This window comes from uncultured Campylobacter sp., from assembly GCF_938045625.1.
Lineage (GTDB): Bacteria > Campylobacterota > Campylobacteria > Campylobacterales > Campylobacteraceae > Campylobacter_A.
This window is the reverse complement of the sequence record NZ_CALIAV010000019.1, coordinates 37,823-60,050: the sequence shown is the minus strand read 5'-3', so window position 1 is coordinate 60,050 and position 22,228 is coordinate 37,823. Positions and strand designations below refer to the sequence as shown.

At 45.8% G+C, this 22,228-nt stretch carries 22 protein-coding genes; 4 read left to right on the top strand and 18 right to left on the bottom strand.

Features of this window, described 5'->3' with window-relative positions:
* Nucleotides 1-315: 315 nt before the first annotated feature.
* The 7 genes from Q0386_RS01680 to Q0386_RS01650 form a co-directional block, all read right to left on the bottom strand.
* Nucleotides 316-1,059 carry a DUF4272 domain-containing protein gene (locus Q0386_RS01680; protein WP_299026153.1) on the bottom strand — a complete coding sequence of 248 codons (744 nt, stop codon included), beginning with the start codon at nucleotides 1,057-1,059 and terminating at the stop codon, nucleotides 316-318.
* Nucleotides 1,060-1,300: 241 nt separating this feature from the next.
* Nucleotides 1,301-1,933 (bottom strand): DUF417 family protein, encoded by a 633-nt coding sequence (locus Q0386_RS01675; protein ID WP_299026151.1) that lies wholly within the window; start codon nucleotides 1,931-1,933, stop codon nucleotides 1,301-1,303.
* A 443-nt stretch (nucleotides 1,934-2,376) separates the two neighbouring features.
* The gene (locus Q0386_RS01670; RefSeq protein WP_299026149.1) at nucleotides 2,377-4,464 is read right to left on the bottom strand and encodes a primosomal protein N'; all 2,088 of its coding nucleotides are present in this window, start codon (nucleotides 4,462-4,464) and stop codon (nucleotides 2,377-2,379) included.
* Complete coding sequence (locus tag Q0386_RS01665; RefSeq protein WP_299026147.1) at nucleotides 4,464-4,877, bottom strand: prepilin-type N-terminal cleavage/methylation domain-containing protein; 414 nt, start codon at nucleotides 4,875-4,877, stop codon at nucleotides 4,464-4,466. The genes Q0386_RS01670 and Q0386_RS01665 overlap by 1 nt, the downstream gene beginning before the upstream one ends.
* Before the next feature lie 171 nt (nucleotides 4,878-5,048).
* Nucleotides 5,049-5,480 (bottom strand): type II secretion system protein, encoded by a 432-nt coding sequence (locus Q0386_RS01660; protein ID WP_299026146.1) that lies wholly within the window; start codon nucleotides 5,478-5,480, stop codon nucleotides 5,049-5,051.
* A gap of 131 nt (nucleotides 5,481-5,611) precedes the next feature.
* Nucleotides 5,612-5,836: a hypothetical protein gene (locus Q0386_RS01655; protein WP_002946662.1), complete on the bottom strand. Its 225-nt coding sequence runs from the start codon at nucleotides 5,834-5,836 to the stop codon at nucleotides 5,612-5,614.
* 7 nt (nucleotides 5,837-5,843) lie between these two features.
* Nucleotides 5,844-6,077 carry a hypothetical protein gene (locus Q0386_RS01650; RefSeq protein ID WP_298056924.1) on the bottom strand — a complete coding sequence of 78 codons (234 nt, stop codon included), beginning with the start codon at nucleotides 6,075-6,077 and terminating at the stop codon, nucleotides 5,844-5,846.
* 67 nt (nucleotides 6,078-6,144) lie between these two features.
* Here Q0386_RS01650 and uvrB point away from each other — a divergent pair, with 67 nt between their 5' ends.
* Nucleotides 6,145-8,121: an excinuclease ABC subunit UvrB gene (gene uvrB, locus Q0386_RS01645; protein WP_299026143.1), complete on the top strand. Its 1,977-nt coding sequence runs from the start codon at nucleotides 6,145-6,147 to the stop codon at nucleotides 8,119-8,121.
* Between the two features lie 568 nt (nucleotides 8,122-8,689).
* Here uvrB and Q0386_RS01640 read toward each other — a convergent pair.
* From Q0386_RS01640 to rpmB, 6 genes are all read right to left on the bottom strand, one after another.
* A complete protein-coding gene (locus Q0386_RS01640) occupies nucleotides 8,690-9,382 on the bottom strand; it encodes a metallophosphoesterase (RefSeq protein WP_299026139.1) in 693 nt (230 codons plus the stop codon).
* Nucleotides 9,383-9,490: 108 nt separating this feature from the next.
* Nucleotides 9,491-10,102 (bottom strand): LysE/ArgO family amino acid transporter, encoded by a 612-nt coding sequence (locus Q0386_RS01635; RefSeq protein ID WP_299026136.1) that lies wholly within the window; start codon nucleotides 10,100-10,102, stop codon nucleotides 9,491-9,493.
* Between the two features lie 329 nt (nucleotides 10,103-10,431).
* Complete coding sequence (locus Q0386_RS01630; protein ID WP_299026133.1) at nucleotides 10,432-12,525, bottom strand: RNA degradosome polyphosphate kinase; 2,094 nt, start codon at nucleotides 12,523-12,525, stop codon at nucleotides 10,432-10,434.
* A gap of 367 nt (nucleotides 12,526-12,892) precedes the next feature.
* Entirely contained in the window at nucleotides 12,893-13,117 is a 225-nt protein-coding gene (locus Q0386_RS01625) for a YdcH family protein (protein WP_002946649.1), read from the bottom strand.
* 223 nt (nucleotides 13,118-13,340) lie between these two features.
* Nucleotides 13,341-14,471: a TrkA family potassium uptake protein gene (locus Q0386_RS01620; protein WP_299026130.1), complete on the bottom strand. Its 1,131-nt coding sequence runs from the start codon at nucleotides 14,469-14,471 to the stop codon at nucleotides 13,341-13,343.
* 21 nt (nucleotides 14,472-14,492) lie between these two features.
* Complete coding sequence (gene rpmB, locus Q0386_RS01615) at nucleotides 14,493-14,684, bottom strand: 50S ribosomal protein L28 (protein WP_002945979.1); 192 nt, start codon at nucleotides 14,682-14,684, stop codon at nucleotides 14,493-14,495.
* A 212-nt stretch (nucleotides 14,685-14,896) separates the two neighbouring features.
* Between rpmB and Q0386_RS01610 the strand changes: the two genes are divergently transcribed.
* From Q0386_RS01610 to Q0386_RS01600, 3 genes are read left to right on the top strand one after another with little or no spacing between them, the layout of a single operon-like run.
* Nucleotides 14,897-16,255 carry an STAS domain-containing protein gene (locus Q0386_RS01610; protein WP_299026127.1) on the top strand — a complete coding sequence of 453 codons (1,359 nt, stop codon included), beginning with the start codon at nucleotides 14,897-14,899 and terminating at the stop codon, nucleotides 16,253-16,255.
* Nucleotides 16,256-16,267: 12 nt separating this feature from the next.
* Nucleotides 16,268-16,915 (top strand): ribulose-phosphate 3-epimerase, encoded by a 648-nt coding sequence (rpe, locus tag Q0386_RS01605; protein WP_299026124.1) that lies wholly within the window; start codon nucleotides 16,268-16,270, stop codon nucleotides 16,913-16,915.
* The gene (locus Q0386_RS01600) at nucleotides 16,912-17,847 is read left to right on the top strand and encodes a 3'-5' exonuclease (RefSeq protein ID WP_299026121.1); all 936 of its coding nucleotides are present in this window, start codon (nucleotides 16,912-16,914) and stop codon (nucleotides 17,845-17,847) included. Before rpe ends, Q0386_RS01600 begins: the two co-directional genes overlap by 4 nt.
* Before the next feature lie 122 nt (nucleotides 17,848-17,969).
* Here the strand turns inward: Q0386_RS01600 and cysE are convergent, their stop codons facing one another.
* The 5 genes from cysE to Q0386_RS01575 all read right to left on the bottom strand — a co-directional run bounded on the left by cysE (nucleotide 17,970) and on the right by Q0386_RS01575 (nucleotide 22,178).
* Nucleotides 17,970-18,515 (bottom strand): serine O-acetyltransferase, encoded by a 546-nt coding sequence (gene cysE / locus Q0386_RS01595; RefSeq protein WP_299026118.1) that lies wholly within the window; start codon nucleotides 18,513-18,515, stop codon nucleotides 17,970-17,972.
* 1 nt (nucleotide 18,516) lies between these two features.
* A complete protein-coding gene (gene cysK, locus Q0386_RS01590) occupies nucleotides 18,517-19,428 on the bottom strand; it encodes a cysteine synthase A (protein WP_299026115.1) in 912 nt (303 codons plus the stop codon).
* A gap of 101 nt (nucleotides 19,429-19,529) precedes the next feature.
* A complete protein-coding gene (locus Q0386_RS01585; protein ID WP_299026110.1) occupies nucleotides 19,530-20,423 on the bottom strand; it encodes a Gfo/Idh/MocA family oxidoreductase in 894 nt (297 codons plus the stop codon).
* Nucleotides 20,416-21,501, bottom strand: a complete 1,086-nt coding sequence (locus Q0386_RS01580) for a DegT/DnrJ/EryC1/StrS aminotransferase family protein (protein ID WP_299026107.1) — start codon at nucleotides 21,499-21,501, stop codon at nucleotides 20,416-20,418. Before Q0386_RS01580 ends, Q0386_RS01585 begins: the two co-directional genes overlap by 8 nt.
* Before the next feature lie 8 nt (nucleotides 21,502-21,509).
* Nucleotides 21,510-22,178 (bottom strand): 3-methyladenine DNA glycosylase, encoded by a 669-nt coding sequence (locus tag Q0386_RS01575; RefSeq protein WP_299026104.1) that lies wholly within the window; start codon nucleotides 22,176-22,178, stop codon nucleotides 21,510-21,512.
* Nucleotides 22,179-22,228: the final 50 nt, after the last annotated feature.

Below are 22,228 nucleotides of genomic sequence, written 5' to 3'. Positions count from 1 at the left end.
AAGGCGAAGTATTTTTCGCTTAAACGAGGCGAAATTTAATTTTTAAGCGCAGGCTAGTTTAAATTTGAGTTAAAGAATACAAGAGTGGCAGTATCGCGAAGCTAGACTAAGCGACTTAAAATTTTACGATGGTGATTATTGTGCATGAGTAGCGACCGAATATAGCGATGCGAGAAAATACCGCTACACGGAAATAAGGTGCAGTATTTTTCTTTAGACGAGGCGGAAATGAGCCGAATGAAGGAGCGTATATTATAATACGTGACTGAAATTCGGCGAAATTTCCAACGATGTATAAAGGAAAAAGAGGGGCCACTAAGCATTCAGATCAGGATAATCCCACGCGTTATATTCATCCGTCAGATTATCGTTCTCAGCACCCTTGCAGCACAGCCACTCTAGCCCGCCGCGTCTCTCCATCACGACTTCCTCATCGAGTCCAGCACTCTTGGTGCCGTGCACGCGGGCATTGACGCACGCCCAGTGGTAACGATAGACGAGATCAAGCGCTTGCAGGATTTCATCAGTACCCCGCAGCTTCACGCGCTCCGAAAAATCACCGCCGATAAAGGTATCCATCACAAATTTGCAGTCGCAGATCTCGTTTGGGAAATTTAGCTCCTCTACGAGACCCATGGCCCACATCAGCGCCCACAGCGACTCGTATTTCCAGCCCATATTTACGGCCTCGTTATAGCTCGCCTCACCCTCTATGACGCGGCGTTCCATGCGCGTTAGCTTGTCTATGCACCCAAAGCGATTATCCAAAAAGTCCTTCGTGCCCTGCTTGTCTTCGTCGGTTAGCTCGCCGTTATCTCTGATCGTGCAGGCGCACATTATCGCAGCAAACGAGCAGATCGCACGGGCGATAACCTCGTCCTTTTCGCGCGGAGTGATCTCACCCGTCTCGTATCGTAGCGGCAGATGGTCGATGTACGGCACGCCTTGGGATTTTAAAATTTCTATGCTTATATCCTTGCGCTCCTGCGCGGTCTTGCCGATCTTTGCGGCGTTTGCGCTATTTTTGCCGCCTTTTTTGAAAAAATCGAAAAATGCCATATTTTCTCCTTTAAATTTAGGGTTGCATTTTACCTGATCTTTGCTTACGGCAGCATTTTACGCGGACACGGTTTGCTAAATTTAACGAGCGAGCAAACGGATAAAATTGATTTGATATAGATTAAAAAAGCAAAGTAAATTTCTAACGAGATAGTAAAAAGTAGAGATGAGAAAAACGGCCGCGAGCGGCAAGTCGCCTAAAAATATAAATAGGCGTACCGCTCGCTAAAATCTGCAAATTTTACTTAGCCGGGCAGCTTTTGCAGCACTCCAAAATCCTGCGAGCCGCATTTGAGGCTACGATTAGTCCCGCAGCAGACATTATTATATCTTTTAGTACCAGTCGTCCAGCACCCGATAGATACGGGAAGCCGTGATTAGGGCTTTCGGTTATGCCAAGTGCTGGGTTGCCTAGATTTGGCACCCAAGTCTCAGGCGTCGTTATCAAAAAGCTAAGCGTTACGATAGACATGCCAAATGTCAGCAGCCCGCCGATAAGCCCTAGTTTAGGGAACCAGATGCCAAGCAGCACGAGCGTACCGATAGTGCAGATCATCGCGCCGATCAGATACGAAACCGCATAAGTACCGTTTTGTTTATGCCACTCGATGTTTTTAGGCACAACCAAGCCTTCCGGGTTTTTATGTAGGTTATACTCGGCGACCATTTTGCCCTTGCCGTTATCTACGATATCTTTTTTGCTATACATGTAGCTAAAAAACGGGCTGTTGGTTACAAACGGCACAATGCCGTCGGCCTCGTATTGCACGACTTTGAGTCCGCCTATCCACGCCATCACGATGAAAATCGCGACGCTAACGTAATTTACGAAATATTTTTGCGAGCCTGCTAGGGCTTGTAAAAATTTTTGCATTAAGTTCCTTTAGGGTGATTTTTATAATTTTAATTAGACTGTATATTTAAGGCTAGATAAAATTATAACGGGATTATATATAAATCATATAAAATTCGGCTTAAAAAGATAAGCATTATCATAAATGGAAACTTTAATTACATTTTAGTTTTGATTTAAGTAAGATTTTAAATTTATAATATCTTTATCCGCAAAATAGCCGCCAAAACACACTAAAGACTATTTGGTAGATTTGGCTGGTCTATGTTAGTGGATTAATAGCAAAACTTACGTTAAATTTAAGACTTGATCTCTAGACGCCAAAACCAAAACGAGCTCGTTTTAGCTTAAATTTTGACACCAAGCCGAATGTGAAATTTGATTTTACAAACCTTACAAAACATTTAAGACGCTTTCTAGCCACCCAAATTAAACATCGAAAGTCAAACGAAAAGAAATCAAATTTACGAGAAATTTATCGGATCCATATCGACGTCAAAGCCGTGCGCGGCGCAGATGCGAGCGGCTTTTATAAGCGGAGCGTGCGAGGCGGAGCGCAGCAAAATCTCAAAACGGTATTTTCCGCCCAGGATTTCGATCGCGCACTTGCCGTGTCCGACGATCTCTAGCGAAGACTCGGCCATGCGCAATTTTTCAAGCTCGGCTACGCAAAGCTCAAGCCTTTGCTTTGCCGCCTGCTCGCTTTTTTCAGAAACGATAACCCGCAAAAGTCTAGCAAACGGCGGATATATCGGCTCACGCGCTGCGATCTCCTCAGCCAAAAACGCGTCGTAATCCGTGATAAAATTTTCAAAAAACTCCCGCTGCCTACTCTGCACGACCACGCGCCCCTCGCCCGAGCGTCCAGCCCTGCCTGCCACTTGCATCGCCAGCGCCAATGTCCGCTCGCGAGCGCGAAAATCCGGGAAATTTAGCAGCTCGTCGACGCCCATAATGACGGCAAGATCCACATTGTGATAGTCATGTCCTTTGCTCAACATCTGCGTACCGACGAGCGCGTCTATCTCGCCCGCGTTAAAGGCTTTTAGCGTCTTTTCGAGCTTGTTTTGCGTCGTGATCTCGTCGCGGTCGAATTTCTCGATCCTAGCCGCTGGAAACGACGAGCGCAGGGCGTCCGTCAGCTCGTCGGTGCCTATTTTTTTCGCCTCGATCATCTCGCTACCGCACTTTTCGCACGAGCACGTCGCAGCTGTCATAAAGCCGCAGTACTGGCATTTTAGCACGTTTCGCTTCTTATAAAAGCTCATTCCGACACTACAAAACGGGCACTTTATCGCGCTACCGCACTCGCGGCATGAAAGATAGCGGAAATTTGCACGCGTCGGCAGGAAGACCACCGCCTGCTTACCGCTCGTAAAACTCGCCGCAAGCTCGCCCAGTATCACGTCACTAAGCCCCGTCTCGCTCTCGTCGTAGATAAATTTTTTTTCGCTTTTAAAAAACGTTCCTCTTAGTCTAAAATGCGGCTGCTTTTTAAAGCTCACGACGCTCGGGGTCGCCGAGCCAAGTACGACTTTGATGTCAAATTTGCTCGCCAAAAATAGCGCAAGGTCGCGGGCGTTATAGTGCGGATTTTGCGCGGATTTATAGCTATCGTCGTGCTCCTCGTCGACGATAATAAGCCCAAGCTTGGTAAACGGCAAAAATAGCGCCGAGCGCGCGCCTGCGATCAAATTTATCTCGCGACTCTGAAATTTTTGTAGGATCTCGCCGCGCTTTTTTGGAGTTATTTTAGAGTGCCACACGCCGAATTTTTCGCCGAAATAGCTTTTTAGTCGTTTCGTCATCTGCGGCGTTAGCGAGATTTCCGGCATCAAAAGCAAAACCTGTTTGCCCGCAAGTAGATATTCGCGGATAAGCGAAAAATAAATCTCGCTTTTACCGCTTCCCGTATCGCCGAAAATCAAACTCGTTTTGTGAATTTTGGCAAAATTTAGCGCTTCTTGTTGATCTTGGTTTAGGTTTGGGATTTTTGGGAAAAATTCGGATATATCTGGGTGGTCGAAAACTGTTTTTGGCGACCGTGCGGGATTATTAAAATTTAATTTAGTAGCAACACTCTCATTTAATTTCAAATTTTCTTGCAAGCTATTATTATTTAAATTTTCAGGCAAATTTGACTCCGATGTTTCGTTTAATTCCGTAGTCAAATTTAACTCTTTGCTATCGTCAAATTTTGCATTTGTCTCGTTTTTATCGCTCAGAATTTGCGCTTGCGTCAAATTCTGCAAGCAAGGCGCTTCAATCTCAAGCGGAGTAAAAAGTCCGGCCGCGATAGATAAATTTACGACATAGTAATGCGAGATAAATTTCAAAAGCGAAATTTGTATGGGTGTAAGCGTGGCGGGTAAAATTTCTAGAATTTCAAGCGTTTTAAAATTTGGCTCGGCTACGCTTTGGAGGACGTAGCCGATAGTTTTTTTATTTTTTATATTGATTAAGACTTGGGTAAAATTGGGTATTTTAAAATCTGAACAATATGTAAGCGGTTTAAGATTTAAGCCGCTTGGAATTATTTGGTAGTAGAGCATTACTCCAATTCTTGACAAAATCGACCGGTATCGTTATCGGCACACACAAAAGTTCCAGTATTTTGAGTGTATGTAAAAGTAGCCACTCTACGACCCAATGTAAACGTATAAACGTTGGCTGCGTTGCTAGTCCATCCATTTTGAGGATTGGGTCTGATTCCGGTTTGCAAAATGTTTTCAAATAGTACGTTATTATCGGCTCCCTCAAGAGCAGGATACTGAAAAGCGCCTCTTAGCATATTTGCGTTATAAGCATTAACGATAGCGCTTCTTATAGAAGCTAAATCGGTTCTGGCTCTTGCTATTATAGCATCGTCTCTGGTAACAAATAGCCTAGGCATAGCGATACCGGCTAATATACCTATCACAACTATAACAAACACCAACTCAATCATCGTAAAACCGCGCCTCATGGAGCATCCTTCGTTCTTGATTTTCGTAATTTTATCTAAAACAAGTTTTTAAAATCATAAAAATATACTAGAATCAAACAAGCTGAATTTTTCATCAAGAATAAAATTTAAAAAGCCCGAGACCTATCTCTAGGCTCGGGCTTTTATCGCATTTATCTAAATGAATTAAGATTAGCGAACTACGGCTAGACCGCCTACGCGGATAGTGTTTGCCGCTTTGCCACCATCAACTCCCTCTAGATATGTTCTGATAGCAGACACGCTAGGTAGTCCCCATACGTCAGCACAAAGACCAGCGTCTCCTATATTAACTGCGATCTCTCTCTCATTAACATTTGCAGGAGGCACTAAGGTTAGGCAGTTATTTCCTCTGATAGCGATAGGATTTGGAACGGAAGTCATATCGGCTATAGTACGGCTAACGCGACCTTGTGAAGTAAAATATGCGTTTATATCAGACATCAATGTAGCGATGTTTGTCGCAGCAGCAGAAACCTCAGCATCATCACGAGTTGCAGTTAGTCTTGGGATAGCTACAGCAGCTAGAATACCTAAAATAACGATCACGAAGATCAACTCAATCATTGTAAAACCTTTTCTCATATGAGACTCCTTGTGTTTATTCTGCATACACTTATGCAGTTGGCGGGATTATATAGATAATTAGCTTAAAAATAGATTAAAATGAAATCTTTTTATATGGGTGCGTGTAGAAAAGTAATCTAGGATAAAATTTAACTTATTTCTTTACTTACTTTTTGGGCTAAAGAGCGCAGATCGCGCTCCTGCTGATAGTTTTCATAGCATTTTTGTACAAAGGCGCTTAGTAGCTCTTTGACGTCGAGATACTTTTTGCCTCCGGTAAAGGTCTCCCATTCTTTTTCAAAATTTTGGGCAAAGTCGTCCTCGAGGCTGATGTTGTAGAATGTGGAAGCTATTTTTACCGTTATTTTTTTCATCGTTTATTTATTTTCCCAGTACCGCTTCGATCTTACGGATAACGTCGTCACTCTCGGTATTTTTGGTTCTTAGGTCTTCTTCTAGGCGGGTGATTTGGTTTGTTTTTGCTTCGTTTTGGGCTTTGACGCTGATTAGTTCGTTGCGTAGAGACTCGTTTTCTTCGCAAATTTCGTTATATCTAGCCAGCAGGTCGTTTACCTTGTCGGTTAGGGTGTTTAGTACTTTATCGTTATCAAACATCTTTTTCCTTAGTTTTGGTATAATTTTACGTAATTGTAACAAAAAAAGCTGATTTTTAAGGTAAAAAATGAAAAATTTTGAAATTTCGTCCAAATTTAGCCCGAGCGAGGATCAGGCCCGCGCAGCCCAAAATATCGTAGCCTCCGTAAGATCTGGCAACAAATACCAAACGCTTTTAGGCGTCACGGGCTCAGGCAAGACCTTTACGATGGCAAACGTTATACGCGAGCTAAATATGCCAACGCTAATCATGACGCACAACAAGTCCCTTGCCGCGCAGCTTTATAGCGAATTTAAGGGCTTTTTCCCTAAAAATCACGTGGAGTATTTTATCAGCTACTACGACTACTATCAGCCCGAAGCCTATATCCCGCGCCAGGATCTTTTCATAGAAAAAGACAGCTCCGTAAACGAGGAGCTCGAGCGCCTGCGCCTCTCTGCGACGGCGAGCTTGCTTAGCTTTGACGACGTCGTGTGCGTGGCGTCGGTATCGGCCAACTACGGCTTAGGTAATCCTAGCGAATACCAAGGCATGGTCGCATACCTAAACGTCGGCGATAAAATCAACCAGCGCGCGCTACTGCAAAAGCTAGTGGATATGGGATACAAGCGAAACGACGTTTATTTCGACCGCGGCGACTTTCGCGTAAACGGCGACGTGGTGGACGTATATCCCGCGTATTTTAACGACGAAGCATTTAGGATCGAGTTTTTCGGCGACGAGATCGAGACGATGTATAGCCTGGACGTGCTGGAAAACAAAAAAAGACACGACCTGAAAAAATTTATCCTCTACCCGACCAGCCAGTTTATCGTGGGCGAAAACCGCCTAAAAATCGCCATCAAACAGATCGAAGAGGAGCTAGCCGAGCGGCTAAAAGAATTTAACGAGCAAGGCAAACTCGTCGAAGCCCAGCGCCTAAAACAGCGAGTTGAATTTGACCTAGAGATGATGAGCAGCACGGGCATGTGCAAGGGCATCGAAAACTACGCGCGACACCTAACGGGGCAAAAGCCCGGAGAGACGCCATACTCGATGTTTGATTATTTCGAGCTGGGCGGCAAGGACTACCTAGTCATCGTAGACGAAAGCCACGTTAGCCTACCGCAGTTTCGCGGGATGTACGCAGGCGACCGCAGCCGCAAAGAAGTGCTGGTGGAGTACGGCTTTCGTTTGCCGTCCGCGCTAGATAACCGTCCGCTCAAATTTGACGAGTTTATAAACAAACGCGCTAAATTCCTTTTTGTCTCGGCAACCCCAAACGAATACGAGATAAATTTAAGCTGCGGCCACGTCTATGAGCAAATTTTACGCCCGACGGGACTGCTCGATCCATTAATCGAGATAAAAGATAGCGAAAATCAGGTGGAGATTTTATTTGACGAGGCTAAAAAAACGATCGAGAGAAACGAACGCGTGCTAGTCACCGTACTCACCAAAAAGATGGCCGAGGAGCTCAGCCGCTACTACACCGAGCTTGGCATCAAGGTCAAGTACATGCACTCCGATATCGATGCCGTCGAGCGAAACGAGATCATCCGCGGGCTACGCGGAGGCGAGTTTGATATGCTCATCGGCATAAATTTGCTCCGAGAAGGGCTTGATCTGCCCGAGGTTAGCCTCATAGCCATCATGGACGCCGATAAGGAGGGCTTTTTGCGCTCGACGACGAGCCTAATCCAAACGATGGGGCGCGCGGCTAGAAACGTAAACGGCCGAGTGCTGATGTTTGCCAAAAAGATCACCAAATCAATGCAAGAAGCGATGGATACGACGCTGGCGCGACGTAAGATGCAAGAGGAGTACAACCGCGCTCACGGCATCACGCCGCGCTCGGCCAGCCGAAATATCGAGGAGAGCCTGCACGTCGAGGACGGCACGGAGATCTTAAGAAAAGGCGCAAATCTGGAAAAAATGCCTGCTGCCGAGCGAGCGAGTATAATAAAAGAGCTGAGAAAGCAGATGCTAGAAGCCGCAGAGCAGTTAGAGTTTGAAAAGGCGGCAGCATTGCGCGACGAGATCGCCAAAATCCGCAAACTTTAAATTTGACGGCTTGTCTTTTTCCGCCATACTTCGTTACCGGCTCAGTCGGCTTCGGTCACGGACGACTAGTCCGCTCCCTCGCCTCGCTCGCCGCTGCCTCGTCTGACGAAAAAATGCTTCGCTTTATCGTTTTGTATTTAAATTTGAAGTCAAATTTTGTAAAAATCTGGTTTTAAATTTTACCCACCGAGACCCGCACCCTGAAAACATCAAATTTATAGTACTCGCGACGCTTTGCGCAAGCAAAGCTGTGTCGCCACTCTTAACTTCGCTTCGCTCGTTACAAGATGGCAACAAGTTGCCCCTACGAAGAAAAGCGTCGTAGGGGGTGGGGGATTAAAGGGGGTGGGGAGCTCTTTTGCTTCGGCTTTGCCTCGCAACTGCAAAGCAGAGCGTAATTCAAGCCCCCACCCCCTTTACAACAAAGTAAAAAACAACCTCAAACGGTTGTTTTTTACTCAAAGAGATCCAGCCTACAAAACCAAACCAAATTTAGCATTTTCAAAGTGCGGGTCTCGGCGTGTAAATTTCAAATTCTAGTCAAATTTAGCCTCAAATTTTACTAGAATCACCCGCCGTCCTCGATATTTTCCTGCAAAAAGACTCGCATGCTCGGAAACTCGAGTGCGCAAAGACGGCCGAAATCATGCTTATAAACGCAGCCCGTGTCGATATTTGCGCTAAATTCCGTGATATCGGGCCCAGCGATCGGCGTATGGCCGTAGACGTTAAAGACGCCTTCGTTTTGGCTAAAATCGCCTCTGCCGCAAAGCACATGCCGCCTAAACTCCGCCGCACTATCGCCGTCCGAGTTACGCAGCGGCCACATCCGCCCAATCGCCGAATGCGACGCGACGAGCCGCCTGCCTTGTGCGTTTTTAAACTCGGCAAACTCCAAGTAAAGCGGTAAATTTGATAAAAACTCTATATGCGCGAGCTTTTCCGCGCGGCTAGCTTTGGCGTAGGAGGCGAAAGTCTGCGCGCCGCCGTTTAGGTAAAACCAGCGCGGATCGCTAGGCGTTTCGCCGCGTAAAAATGCGTCTTTGTGTTGCAAAAGACGGTACTCGTGATTGCCCATCACGGCCGCGTAATCGCGCCGCATCGCTAGCTGCACGACCTCAAAACTCCCCTCGCCACGGTCTATCAGATCGCCGACGAAGCAAATTTTAGAATCGGCGCCGCGCGGCAAGCGATCTATCAGGGCGCAAAGGGTTTTATAGCAGCCGTGAATGTCGCCGATGAGGTAAATTTGGTCGTTCATCTTTTCCTTTTCTTGTAAATTTACTTAAATTTTAGCAAAGTTTAGCCAACGGGGCATAAAAACAGCGTACCAAAACTACATAAATTTGATCATTAAATTTAAACGCCCTCACTCGCCGATTACTAACATCACGCCAAGCGCTATCATGGTGATGCCGACGAAAAACTCCAAAATTTTCCATGCAGCGGGCTTTTGAAACAGCGGCGCCAAAAATCTAGCTCCGTATCCGAGCAAAAAGAAAAACGCAAACGACGCGCACATCGCGCCCACACCAAAGAGTCCCGCACTCTCGCCAAATTTCGTAGAAACCGAGCCAAGAAGCACGACCGTGTCAAGATATACGTGCGGATTTAACCACGTAAAAGCTAGCGTTAGAAGTGCCGTTTTTACCGCTCCGTGCGTCTCCTCACCGCCGGCTGCTAGAGCATGCGATGCGCTAAACGCGCTATAAAGGCTACGCAGCCCGTAAATGCTCAAAAATACAAATCCACCCCAAAGTGCGGCGGTTTTGATGATATGGTAGCGCTCAACCACGTAGCCAAACCCCGATACGCCCGCAAAGATCAGCGCGGCGTCGCTAAGCGCGCAGATAGCGCAAACTAGAAAAACATGCTGTTTTTTGATGCCTTGTTTTAGCACGAAGGCATTTTGAGCTCCGATGGGTAAAATCAGCGAGAGCCCAAGAGGAAAACCAGAGAAAAAGGCATTGAAAGAGTTCATTTTATCCCTTAAATTTGGCGTGCTTTTGTATTTTCTAAATTTTAGCCAAAATGCGTACAACAAAAGTTTAGCGAAGTAAAATTTGCGGCATGCGGAGATTTCTGTAAATTTGTGAGTCAAATTTTAGCAGCATCAAGGTGCGGGCCTCGGCGAGTAAAATTTGAAGTCGAAATTTGCGAATTTGACTTCAAATTTGAATGTAAAACGATAAGGCGAAGTATTTTTGTTCTAGACGAGGCGCTTTTAAATTTGGCGACGGGAGTTACCATATAGGTAATGACCGAGCCGAATTTACAAGCAACGAAGTATAGAGCAAAAAGACGAGCCGCTCAACTTTCTTTTAGCAGTTTCGCCACCATCTGCTCGCTCTTGCCCTTATCGGTATCCTTTTTCGTCGCCTTATATATCCCGCTCACGTACTCCTCGAGCACCTCTTGCGAGTTTATGCGCGCGTCGCCCTCTTTTGGCCTTACTTTGGCATATTCGCCGCTATTTTGTAGCTCAAACGCCAGCTCGTTATCGCTAAGCTGCAATCGCAAAAACTCGAGCAAGCGCTCTTGTAAATTTTTATCGATTATCGGCGTCATGAGCTCTAGGCGGCGCTCGAGATTTCGCGGCATCCAGTCGGCGGAGGCGATGTAAATTTGAGGCTCGGCGTGCCTAAAATAAAATATCCTCGCGTGCTCAAGGTATTTGCCGATGAGCGATCTCACGCGGATATTTTCGCTTAGGCCTTTCACGCCCGGACGCACGCAGCAGATGCCGCGCACGATGAGATCGATCTTTACGCCCACGCTACTAGCTCTTACCAGCGCGTCCACGATGTCGCTATCTACTAGCGCGTTCATCTTCGCTACGATCCTACCCTGCTCGCCGTGTGCGGTCTCGGCCTTTATCATATCTAGCACGCGCTCTTTTATCTGCATCGGCGACATAGAAAGCGTCTGCAAGCGGCGGTTTTTAGAAAAGCCCGAAAGTATGTGAAAAAACGTCGTCGTATCGCTCGCAAACTCCGCCCTGCTCGTAAAATAGCTCACATCGGTGTAAATTTTAGCCGAGCCGCCGTTGTAGTTGCCCGTGGAGAGATGCATGTAAAATTTGAGTTTGCCGCCCTCTTGGCGTATGACTTGGCTCACTTTTGCGTGCACCTTAAAGCCCGTGATGCCGTATATCACGTGTGCGCCGGCGTCCTCTAGAGCCTTCGCCCAGTGCAGGTTATTTTCCTCATCAAACCTCGCCTTTAGCTCGACCATAACGGTTACCTGCTTGCCGTCGTTCGCGGCGTCGATGAGAGCTTGGATGATAGGCGAGTTTTTATCGACGCGGTAGAGCGTCATGCGGATCGAGATAACGCGCGGATCTTTGCTCGCCTCCCTGATAAACTGCACGACGGGATCAAAGCTCTCATATGGATGCACGACTAGCACGTCTTCTTTGTCGATGACGTCAAACATCGAGAGATGGCTACTAAAAGGCGGCAGAGTCTTTGGCGCGTACGGCGGCAGGCAAAGGTGCGAGAATTCTTTATTTCCCACGATTTGCCAGAGCGAATTTAGCGTGAGCGGGACGGTGTACTCGTAAATGTCCTTGTAAAAAATCTTCATGTGTGAGTTTAGAAACTCGACTATCTCGGCATCGGCGTCCTTTTGTATCTGCATGCGCACAAAGGCGCCTTTTCGGCGCAGCTTAAGTCCCTGCTCGAGGATCATCATGAAATCATCCGCCTCTTCTTCCTCGATGACGATGTCGGCGTTCCTGGTAACCCTAAAAGCAGCCGAGCTAAGCAGCTTGTAACCCGGGAAAATCTCCTCCGCGTGGCGGTGCACGATCGTTTCTATCGGCACGTAGACGTTGTCGCTAGCCTGAAAAAATCTCGGCAAAACGCGCGAGATGCGTATCATGCCAAATTTTATGATCTCAGGACTATCCGCGTCGGCAAGCTTGACGGCTAGGCTAAAGCTGAGGTTATTTAGATGCGGGTACGGATGCGTGGCATCAACCGCTATAGGCACGATGACAGGCAAGATGTTTGAGAAAAAATACTCGTCGCATTTGGCGCGAAGTTCGGGCGAAATTTCGTCGTAATTTTTCATAAAAAGCCCGTTTTGCGCGAGTTCTTTTAGCGCGTCTTTATAATGTTTTTCCACGAGCACGAGTTCGTCTTTGATGTATTTTCTGATCTCTCTTAACTGCTCGAGCGGACTCATGCCGTCGCTACCGCTAGCTGCGACCCCTGCGGCAAAAAGCTGCTTAAGCCCTGCAATGCGGATCATATAAAATTCATCCAAATTCGTCATATAAATCGCGATAAATTTTAGCTTTTCAAGCGGCGGTAAAGCCTTTTCGCATTGGGCTAAAACGCGCGAGTTAAAGCGCAACCAGCTAAGCTCGCGGTTGATAAAAATGCTCTTTGTTTCATCCATTTTCCATCCTTTTTAAACTTTTATAAATTTTAACAAATTTTCTCTTAAATCACGGCCTTTACAAAAAGTCGCAAATTTGCATTATAATAAACAAAAAATAAATTAAGCTTCGGCAAAAATAGGTAAGAAAATAAGATGGATTATATTTGGGCGATTATTATTTTATGCATTGGAACGGCGGTCTTTTGGGTACTAAAAAAGATTTCGACGTAGTTGTGTTGTAAATTTTTACAGTTTTACGTAAAATTTAATGTTTTACGGTGATTTTACGGCTTGGTTTTGAGTTAAATTCGGCGCGATTTACAGCTAATCAAAGACAAGAATTTGAGGCAGAAAATGGCGGAACAAATCGTCCGCCGCGGATAAGTCAAAGATTATTTTCCTTTTTATATTCGGCTAAAAAGGCGTAAATTTCGTCTTTTAATCTGAGTTTTTCGCGTTTTAGAGCATCCACTTCGGCATCGTTATAGACATTGCCTTTTTGCATCTCGGCGATCTTTTCGTCTAAGTCGTTGTGTTTGTCGAAAAGCGACGTAAATCTCGCATTCGTGCCTTTTAGCTTAGTTATAAGCTCTCTGTCTTCATGAAACATATTTGCTCCTTTGATAGATTAAATTTTAATTTAATTTTAGCGAATATTATTTTAAGAGCGGGTTAAAAAGGCGCCGTATCTGGGTGATTTGGCAAAATTTACCTAGCCTACGTCAAGCTTAAATTTATCAAATTTTATTGCGCCGACGAATTATTTTGCGTCAAATTTGAAGTGATTGCTTGATACAAATTTAAGCAGAACAAGTCACACAAAAAGCTCAAATTTAAACGTACTTTAGCTCTTCTGGCTTATGCTTGCTTTTTATGACGCGTTTGGTTAGGCGTATCGACTCGCCAGTGCCGATGACTAGTAGCTTCGTGCCAGTGCCGATTAGCGTATCGCCCTTTGGCATCGGAATAAATTTGTTATTTACGTCTTTGATGCCAACGACGTCGGCGTTTGTTATGTTTCGCAGGTTAGTTTCTTTTAGGCGTTTAAAGCGCACCCACGAATAATCAGGCACCAATATCTCCTCTATGTCGATCGGCGAGTCTTGCTTATACAAAAACTGTTCGAGCAAATTTTCCATATCCGGACGTACGCTCATCGCGCTAAGGCGCTGAGCTACGAGCTTTGACGGGCTCACGACGCTGTTTGCTCCGAGCTTTTTTAGGCGCTCGGTATCGTCTTGATTATCAGAGTTTGTCATTATAAAATAAGGATTTTTGCGCCCGATCTCTTTTTCATATAGCCTCGCGGTGGCGATAAGGGCGATGTTATCGGCGATGTTTGGACTTAGCGTGATCATGCCTTTTGCGCTTGAAAAATGCGTCTTTAAAATCGCAGTTTGCGTGTGGGGCTGAGAGACGATATAGTATGGATACTTGTATTTTTCCGCGATTTCTGGCAGATCCTCGCGCGGATCAATGACGATGAAAGGAATATGATTTTCCCTAAATTCGCGGCTTAATTCCATTGTGTATTGGTTGTGATAGCAGATGACAAAGTGGTTTTTCAACCTTGCGATTTTATATAACATTCGTCTTTCCTTTATGATCGCTACGAGCGCGCCTTTTTTGAAAACTTCGAGCATCAAACCCGTAGAAAACGTAAAAACAGCAAAGCCTAGCAAAATAAAAGTGATAGTAAAAATCCGGCCGGCCGGAGAAATAGGTGCGACCTCGGTAAAACCGACGGTCGTAAAAGTCATACCAGCCTGATAAATCGCGTCTATCAGGCTAAAATTATCGATCGTGACATAGCCCATAGCTCCGACCATCATCATCAAAACGACTAAGATGAGCGGTAAGCGAAACGGGCGAAGTTGTTCGTAAAGTTCGGTATTAAGACTAATTTGAGGTTTGGCGGAACTTGACCAGTTGAGGAATTTTAAAATCTTTCTAAACAAAGACAACTCCTCAAATTTGCGGTAAATTTAGCGTGACTGTTTTCTCATCGTTCTTAGCGTAGAAGCAGCTACTTTGATCTTTCTCGTAGTGCCGTCCTCTAGCGTAACGCGGATGGTTCTTAGGTTTGGTAAAAACCTTCTTTTTGTTCTATTTTTCGCGTGGCTGACGTTGTTGCCTACCATCGGACCTTTACCTGTTATTGCACATACTCTTGACATATTTGTTTCCTTAAAAATAAAAATTTCTGCTGATTTTATCCAAAATAAACAAAATAAAAGCTTAAAGCCGCTTTTACAAACGCGTTAGTTTTTAAACTGAATTTATGGATAAAAAAGCTAAAATAACAAAATTTAAACACGGTTAAATTTTAAAAAATTACCGGCTCGATTTACGTAAAAAATATCATTTTTTTAGGAAATTCTTTTATCTTATGAGATTAGATTTTAAAGACGACGTAGCTATATTTTATCCTTCCGGCTTTTTAGACGGCGATATCGATAAATACGAAATCAGCGACGCAAATATAAAATATCTACGCCAAAAAGCTCCGCGCCATATCCTAATATCGCTTAAAAATACCGTTTATTTTAACAAGGTAGGCTTTAATCTAATCCTTGAATCCGTCTCAAGAATAACAAAGGAAAATGACGCCGATATAGGCTTTTGCGACTACAATGAGATAAAATTTAAAGCCCTAAAAAGAATGTCTAAAGACGTTTTAAATTTATCTTTTTTTGAGACGCTCAGCGTTGCGCTTTTATTTTGGGGGAAGTTTGAATCGGAAAACAAACAAATCATCGTTTTTAACGCCGATACCGAGCAAAAACGCCAGATTGCGCTAACATTATCAGGGCGCGGATACAAACCGGTTATCGCAAAAGACGAGGAAGAATTTAACCGTTTACATAAAGATTTTGAGTGCGCCATCCGCCTGACCGACATAAAATCAAACAAAAAAGAATTATCCACTACCCTTAAAGAAAACGTCGTCGTTTACGAGATAAACGGCTTTATCGACTCGGAATTTGCAGACAAATTCGCTTATAAAAGTTTCCTGCAATCGCTAAAAATCGGCTTTAAATTTTTTGTTTTTGATATGAAAAAATCAAGTTTTATAAATATTCACGGCGTATCCTTTTTGGCTAAACTTGCGATGGAGTGTGCCGATAGCGGCGCAACTATAGCTATGTGCGGACTAAAAAAATCTAACGTCTCAAAAGCCTTGCTTCATGATTTAGAGGACTGCGGGATACTACTTTATGATACGATACAGGATTTTTTCAATGACGACGCGACGATAGAAGGCGGCGGCAGTATAGAAGACGAAAAACCCAAAAACATAACCAAAGAGTTAATAGATCTTTTACCGGATATCTTAAAAGTAGTGATGGATACACTAGCGTCTTTGTCAAATTTGCCTATTTCTCGCAAGAGTACCGAGATAATAAATTTTAGTTGCGACGAGGAGAAATTTTGCATGGGCTCGGTAGCGTTTTACGGCGAGATAAACGCCAAATTTATCCTCTGCGTCGAAAAAAACGCCGTTAGTGGTATCTGCAAAATTTTACTCCAAGAAGGCGGTGAAGCAAGCATGATCGAGGCCTATGCAGACCTGCTTAGCGTCATCTCAGACCGCATCGAGGCATGGCTAAAGAGCCGAAAGATAGAATCAAATTTCACCTTGCCGCATGTTTTTGAAGAGATTAAAGACGAAGACAAAAAAAACAAAGGCGCCCTCGTGCGACTCGATATAGACGGCATGGACGCGATATTTTTTCTAAGTAAATAAAAGGACAATAAAATGTACGTAGCACCGAGTATTTTATCGGCTGATTTTGGAAATTTAAGAGCCGAGATCGAGGCAATCTGCGGGGCTGGCGCCGATCTTGTGCATGTTGACGTGATGGACGGGCATTTTGTGCCAAATTTAACCATCGGCCCGGTGGTAGTAAACGCCGTAGCAAAGGCCGCCACAAAGCCGCTAGATATACACCTGATGGTTCAAAACAACACATTTTTCGCCGATCTTTTTTTGCCTCTGAAGCCTAAATTTTTAAGCTTTCATATCGAGGAGGAAAAGCATCCTTTGCGTCTAATCGATCACATCCGTAGCCACGGCACGGGGCCTGCGATCGTACTAAACCCGCATACTCCAGTCTGGGCGATCGAGCACATCGTAAACGAAGTCGACATGGTGCTGCTAATGAGCGTAAATCCCGGCTTTGGCGGGCAAAAATTTATACCTTCCGTACTCGAAAAAGCCCGCAGCCTACGCGAAATGATCGAGCGTAAAAACGCTAAATGCATGATCGAAGTCGACGGCGGCGTGACAGGGCTAAACGTCGCACAGCTAGATGAAGCGGGCGTGGATATCGTCGTGGCGGGCAGTTATATATTTTCGTCAAATTCATACGAGCACTCTATCCGCTCGCTAAAGCTCGAGTTTTGAACCAGGATTTTGAAAATTTACTAGCCGTCATCGCCAAGCGAAACGTAGCCTACGCGGACTTCGTCGCCGCAACTAAGCAAATGGACGAATATGCCGAGCTTTTTGATGTTCGCGACGTGCAGATGTGGCGCGCGCTGGGGCTTGACATAGCCCGCACCGAAAAAAACCAAATCGAGCTAAAAACACGTCGCAAAGAGATAAAAGATCAAATTTTTTGCGTCGTAGATATAGAAACTAGCGGCGGCATAAATAGCGGCCAGATCATAGAAATCGGCGCGCTAAAGCTACAAAATGGCGAAATAATCGGCAAATTTGAAACATTCGTGCACGCACCCTACGTCCCGGAAAATATCAGCGAACTAACCGGCATCACCGCAGAACACCTAAAAAACGCGCCAAGCCTTGCCTTCGTCATGGAGCAGTTTAAGGTTTTTCTAGGTCAGAGCGTTTTTGTGGCACACAATGTTCGTTTCGACTACGGCTTTATCAGCGCGACGCTGGAGGCGCTAGGATACGGCGAGCTACTAAACCGCAAGCTCTGCACGATCGATCTAGCCCGCCGCACCATAGCCTCGCCAAAATACGGTCTAGGCACGCTAAAAGAACTTTTAGGTATCGACAATACCCACCACAGAGCCCTAAGCGACGCTATCGCGGCTGCTGAAATTTTTAAACACTCCCTACAAAAGCTCCCAAGCGAAGTGAAGACAACCGAGGATCTAATAGAATTTAGTAAATCAGCCAAGACAATGAAACGACTAAAAATCACGACGAATGAAGCCGGCGAGCCGGTCAAATTTGACGACGCTGTGCAGGCTGATAAATTTGATGATAATAAAAATTTGAGCGCCGCGAATGATGCGCAAAATTTAAATATCGGCAGTAAAACACAAAAAGCAAAAGAACCTAAACTTCCGATATTTGAGGAGTAAATTTAGCTCAAATTTGCTGCAAATTTTACTGCCCAAATTAAATTTGCCGAATTTAACTCTCACCGTTTATTAAATTTTAAAATTTGATGAAATAAAAAAGTTTGAGTCGGCGCAAATTTGACCTACTCGCCGACTCGCTCGCCGTTTATCCGCACGATCCTAGCGGGGATGCCTACAACAGTAGCGTTATCCGGCACGTTTTTTAGTACGACGGAGTTTGCGCCGATTTTTGCGTTTTCGCCGATTAGGATGTTCCCTAGCACCTTTGCACCGGTTGCTATCGTGACGCCGTTTTTTACGGTAGGATGGCGCTTACAGCACTCTTTGCCCGTACCGCCCAGAGTTACTTGATGATAGATCAGTACATCGTCGCCCACCTCAGCCGTCTCGCCGATAACTACGCCCATGCCGTGATCGATAAAAAGCCGCCTACCGATCTTGGCGCCCGGATGTATCTCGATGCCAGTTAAAAAACGCGACATCTGCGAGACAAAGCGCGCCGTAAATCGCCAGTTTTTAACGTGTAAAAAGTGCGCTACCCTATGAAAAACGACGGCGTGGATGCCTGGAGTGTTTACAAGGATAGCCCCGTAGCAGCACGAGACCACCGAGGGGTCTTTCTCGCGTACGGTTGCGACTAGCTCGTTTATCTCAGCGATAAAGCCCAACTCACGCCTCGTAAAGCGGAGTGCTGAGATATCTCTCGCCGTTATCGGGAGCTACGAAAAGCACCTTTTTACCCTTGCCTAGTCTCTTTGCGACTTTTACTGCAGCCGCCAGAGCCGCGCCGCCAGAGATACCTAGCAAGATACCTTCCTCTTTAGCCAGCTTTCTAGCCGCCTCAAAGGCCTCATCGTTATCCACGCGCTCTATCTCGTCGATATAGGCGGTATCAAGCGTAGCTGGGATAAAGCCCGCGCCGATGCCTTGGATCTTGTGAGGTCCGGGCTTTTCGCCGGAGATCACGGCGGAGTCGTTTGGCTCGACGGCGACGATTTTAGTTTTATAGCCGTTTGCTTTTAGCGCTCTTGCTGCGCCGCTTAGCGTGCCGCCAGTGCCTACACCCGCCACAAACGCGTCAAGCTCTTTAAAATCATCCATGATCTCGTTCGCCGTAGTTAGCTCGTGAGCCTGTGGGTTAAATTTATTTTCAAACTGGCTTAACATCACGTAGCCCTTTTCGCGCACGAGCTCGTTTGCTTTTTCGATCGCGCCTTTCATGCCCTTTGCACCCTCGGTTAGCACGAGCTCCGCTCCGTAAGCCTTTTGTAGTTTGCGCCTTTCTATACTCATAGTCTCAGGCATCACTAGCACGACCTTATATCCTAGCGCCGCGCCGACCATAGCCGCGCCTATGCCGGTATTGCCGCTAGTTGGCTCCACGATGACGTCGCCTTTTTTTAGCGCGCCCTCTTTTTGCATACCTAGGATCATATTTGCGGCGATTCTATCTTTTACCGATCCGCCCGGGTTAAAAAACTCAAGCTTAGCGTAAATTTCAGCCATGCCCTCTTCGTGCACGCTATTTATCTTTACGATCGGCGTTTTGCCGATGGTTTGGACAATGTTTTCGTATATCATTTAGACTCCTTTTGAAAAAATCGTGTAATAATAACTTCTTTTTCCATAAATATAAATAAAATATAAAAAAATAAATTTTCTTTTATATTTCAGCCTAAAATTTAGCTCGCACTCTCTATGATTTTTAGCGTTTTTAAGCTGTCTTCTATGCTAGCGCCCACGCTTTTCTTGTCGCCTAAAAGACGCACGAAGTCCTCTAGCTCGCTTGTTAGCGGATCGGTTCTTTTGACGAATATATTTTGCATTTTGCACGCGCTTGCGTCAAATTCGCTAAATTTAACAAGGCTCTGATTTAGCAAATCAGCCTCGTAAACCGCCCCTTTGCAAGCGACCTCGACCTTTCTTTTGCGTCTATGCGCAAGCCAGCTAGTGGCGATGAGAGCCGTTATCTCGCCCTCAAGCTCAAACGACAAAACCGCATTATCTTCAAATTTGGCGTGGATTTTGCGCGAGCTTTTTATATCCGCGATTTTTATCTCTTTGCCGCTTAAAAATCTAATAAGATCTATGTCGTGCACCGCTAAGTCAGCCAGTATCCCCACGTCCGTGATTCGCTGCGGAAATGGCGCGTTTCTAGTTATTTGTGCGCTGTAAATTTCCTCGTTTTCAAGCTCTTTTTTTAGCGCCGTGATCGCGGGATTAAAGCGCTCAACGTGCCCGACTGCTACTTTTATATCTCGCCGCTTAGCTTCCTCTAGTAAAATTTGAGCGTCCGCGACATTTGCGCAAACGGGCTTTTCGATGAGCAAATTTAGCCCCTTTTGCATGCATTTTAGCGCCGCTTCTTTATGTAGCGAGGTTGGCGTAGCGATGATGGCGGCGTCTAGATTTTCGCTCTCTAGCATCTCGTCAAGATCAGCATAAACTTTATGCGCAAAATTTTCCTTGCAAAACGGATCGCAAAGAGCGACTATCTGCACGCCAGCGACGTTTTGCAGCGTGCGGTAATGATTTTTGCCCATGACGCCAAGACCTATGAGCGCAAATTTAAGCATTATTTATAACCTCGATGACGTAGTCTTGCTCCTCTTTGGTCACAAACGCAGACATCGGCAGCGCCATTATATCCTGCGCTACAGCCTCGCTCACGACAAAATCTCCCCGCTTGTAGCCAAGATAGCCAAACACCTCTTGCAAATGCAGCGGCACGGGGTAATAAACTCCCGTCGGCACGCCTTTTTGCGCGCAGATTTCTAGCATCTTTGCCCTATCTTTTACGCGGATGCAGTACTGCGCCCACGCCGAGACGTTACCCTCCGCAACGAAAGGCGCTACGACGCCCTTTAGCTCGCTAGTATATCTCGCCGCGACCTCTTGTCGTTTTGCGATTTCGGCGTCAAGGTATTTTAGCTTGACGTTTAAAATGCCCGCCTGGATGGCGTCGAGTCTGCCGTTTATGCCGACGTATTTGTGGATGTAGCGCTCGGACTGGCCGTGATTTAGCAGGATGCGCATTTTTTCGTTCAGGGCGTCGTCGTTCGTAAATATCGCGCCTCCGTCGCCGTAGCAACCAAGCGGCTTAGCCGGGAAAAACGAGGTCGTAGCGATGCGCGAGAGATTGCAGGATTTTACGCCGTTTTGGCTCGCACCAAAACTTTGCGCAGCATCCTCGATGACCGTTAGGCTGTGCTTTTGCGCGATGGCGTTTATCGCCGCCATATCGGCCGCCTGCCCAAAAAGCGACACCGGCACGATAGCCTTGGTCTTTGGCGTGATCTTTGCCTCGATCAAATTTGGATCGATATTATACGTCTTTTCGTCAATATCGACGAACACGGGCTTTGCGCCCAAAAAAGCTATCATCTCGGCCGTCGCAATAAAGGTAAAAGGCGTCGTGATGACCTCGTCGCCGGGCTTTATATCAAGCGCCATAAAGGCAAGTAGTAACGCGTCCGTGCCGCTACTGCAAGCTACCGCGTGCTTTGCGCCGCTAAATTTAGCCAGATTTTCCTCCAGCTCGCCGACCTTGCCGCCGATATAGACCGAGCTATCTAGCACCTCTTTGATCTGCTCGTCGATTTCGTTTTTGTATTTTTGATACTGAGCTTGTAAATTTATAAAATTTATCTTCATCTTTGCTCCTATTTTATGGATTTTAGTATCTCTTCACCTGCTTCGTCAAGCCTCTTTCCGTTAAAGTGCGCCTTGCAAAACTCCACTATCTTGCCGTGAAATTTGGCGTAAATTTCATTCATCTCTAGCTCGCGTCCGTAGGCTTTGCAAATTTTCTCGCTATCTACGCCCCCCAGCCACTCCTGCGCCTCGTCGTAGCTTTCAAACTCGTACCCCAAAAAGCTCAAAATCCGTAAAGCGTAGCTATCTACGACCATCACGTCGCGTCCGCACGCATAGCAAAGCACCGCGTCGCAGGTCTCCGCGCCGATGCCTTTGACGCCAAGTAGCCACTCGCGGCTTACGTTTTCTTTGAAATTTTCAAAATCGCCGAATTTTTTAAAAATCGCATCGCAAAGCGTTTTTAGGCGTTTTGCCTTGGTGTTATAAAAGCCGCTAGGTTTTATTAGCAGGGCCAGCTCGGCCACTGGCGTTTTTACGATACTTTCCACGCTCATCAAATTTGCGTTTTTTAGATTATTTAGTGCTTTATCGGCGTTTTTCCAGTTGGTATTTTGTATCAAGACGGCGCCGACCACGACCTCGAAAGTGCCCGCATTTGGCCACCACAGAGGGCCGTTCGCGTCAGCCTTTACGCCCGCGTTTTTTAGCGCCAAAAAAAGCTGCGTGCTATCCATAGTTTTCCTTTTTCTTTGTTTATTAGCAAATTTAGCGTGCGACTCTTGCT